This window comes from Salmonella sp. 32070601201500089SM (assembly GCF_017573605.1).
GTDB classification, from domain to species: Bacteria; Pseudomonadota; Gammaproteobacteria; order Enterobacterales; family Enterobacteriaceae; genus Salmonella; species Salmonella enterica.
The window spans coordinates 4,216-6,224 of record NZ_JAGETK010000027.1 but is presented as its reverse complement, the minus strand read 5'-3'; the positions used below and the strand labels follow the sequence as shown (position 1 = coordinate 6,224).

The window sequence follows — 2,009 nt, the reverse complement described above, 5'->3', positions numbered from 1 at the left end:
TTCAGCATCATCTCCCAGGCCGCCACCGCCTCGCCAAAGCGCTGCTGCTCAAAGGCGCTGAACGCATACAGGCTTAACACCCGGATATCCGTGTGGTCGCGGCTCACCAGCCGGCGCAGCAGCTCCCCGCCGCGGCGGTTATCCTCCGGGTCGGACGAGCGCGTCAGCGCCTCCGCGTAGCCCAGCGCCGCATCGCTGTTTTTCGGGTCCAGACGGTAGGCGTTCGCATAGGCCCCGGTGGCGGTACCGGCATTACCCAGTACCATACCGGTGCGCCCCAGCATGAGCCAGCCCTCAACATTGCCGGCATCATTCTGCAGGCGGGTGCGCAGCCCCAGCGCCAGCCGCGCCATCTCCTCCTCATTCAGCGGCTGCGCCTGCGGGTCCAGCGCCCGCGCCAGCAGCCCCGGCGTCTGCGCCGTCGCCTGCTGCCAGGCCCTGACCTGCTGATAGCTGCCGGTCTGTGAGTAACTGATGGCGGCCACGACCAGCGCAATAACCACACCCGGCACGTAAACGCCCCACCCGGCGCGCGCGCCGCAAACCGGGGTGTCCGCCGGCAGCGGCTCCCGGCGCAGGCGCACCCGCCGGCGCGTGCGGGCGACGATTATCCACCCGCCCGCCACGATGGCGGCCAGCGGCAGCACCCACAGCAGCACCGTCAGCGGGGTCAGCGGCGGGTCGTAGGTGACAAAGTTGCCGTAGCGCGCCACCATGTAATCGATGATTTCCTGGCGGCTCTTCCCCTCCTGCATCAGGTCATACACCCTGCGGCGCATGTCGGTGGCTATCATCGCGTTCGAGTCCGCAATGCTGTTGTTCTGGCATTTCGGGCAGCGCAGCTGCTCCGTGAGCTGGCGGAACTGCTGCTCCTGCGCTTCATCTTTAAACGGCATCACGTCGGTGGTTGCCCGCGCTGACCCGGCGATAACCAGCGCCAGCATCAGCATCACCATGCCCGGTAACAGTCTCATTGCGCCGCCTCCCGGCTGTATCTGTCCCACAGCGGTTTCAGTTCACTTTCCCATACCCGGGCATTCAAATCGCCCGCATGGCGGTAGCGGATAATCCCCCTGCCGTCGATGAGGAAGGTTTCCGGCGCGCCATACACGCCCAGGTCCAGCCCCAGCATCCCGTCGCTGTCCGATAAACTCAGCGCATACGGGTTGCCCAGTTCCTTTAACCAGGCCACCGCCTTCGCCCGGTCGTCCTTATAGTTCAGCCCCACCACCCGGATACCCTGCGCAGAAAGCTGGTTCAGGTACTGATGCTCGGCGCGGCAGGTCGGGCACCAGGTGGCCCAGACGTTAAGCAGCACCGGTTTCCCCTGCGTCAGCACCTCCGCCTCATAGTACTGACCCGGTGTCTCCAGCGATTCCAGGCGGAACGCCGGCACCGGCTTCCCGGTCAGCGCCGATTCGAGATTCGTCGGGTCATCCCCCTGCGCGTTGCGCGTCAGCTGCCACAGCAGCGCCGCGGCAATCAGCAGAAAAATCAGCAGCGGTAATAACAGTACGTTGCGTTTCATCCGGCCTCCGGCAATGGTTTACGGCGGCGGTAGCGCGGGTCCGCCAGGCACAGCAGCCCGCCCAGCGCCATCAGCAGCCCCCCGGCCCATATCCAGCGGACAAACGGTTTGTAGTACAGGCGCACGGCCCACGCGCCGTTGTCCAGCTCCTCCCCGAGCGCGGCGTACAGGTCGCGGGTCAGCCCGCCGTCAATCGCCGCCTCGGTCATCACCATCCGGCTGGTGTTGTAGAGCCGTTTCTCCGCGTGCAGCACCGCCTCCGGCTCGCCGTGGCGCGTCACCCCGATGAGGGCCACCCCGCCGCGGTAGTTGGGGCCGGTGATGTCCCTCACCTCCCGGAAGGTGAAGCGGTAGTCGTGAATGGTCACGCTGTCGCCCGCCCGCATCCGCACGTCACGCTCCACGCTGTAATTCTGGCTGAAGGCGATGCCGGTAATCGTCACCGCCAGCCCGAGGTGCGCCGCCACCATTTCCCAGTAGC

General features: G+C 66.3%; 3 protein-coding genes. All 3 read right to left on the bottom strand.

Annotated elements, in window-relative coordinates:
• Window positions 1–974, bottom strand: a 974-nt coding sequence (locus J4728_RS23570) for a cytochrome c-type biogenesis protein CcmH (RefSeq protein ID WP_208212515.1), incomplete at its 3' end; no start/stop codon positions are given.
• Window positions 971–1,528 carry a thiol:disulfide interchange protein DsbE gene (dsbE, locus tag J4728_RS23565; protein WP_000828305.1) on the bottom strand — a complete coding sequence of 186 codons (558 nt, stop codon included), beginning with the start codon at window positions 1,526–1,528 and terminating at the stop codon, window positions 971–973. The genes dsbE and J4728_RS23570, both read right to left, overlap by 4 nt.
• A partial coding sequence (locus J4728_RS24060) for a cytochrome c-type biogenesis CcmF C-terminal domain-containing protein (RefSeq protein ID WP_243771315.1) occupies window positions 1,525–2,009 on the bottom strand: 485 nt, incomplete at its 5' end. The genes J4728_RS24060 and dsbE, both read right to left, overlap by 4 nt.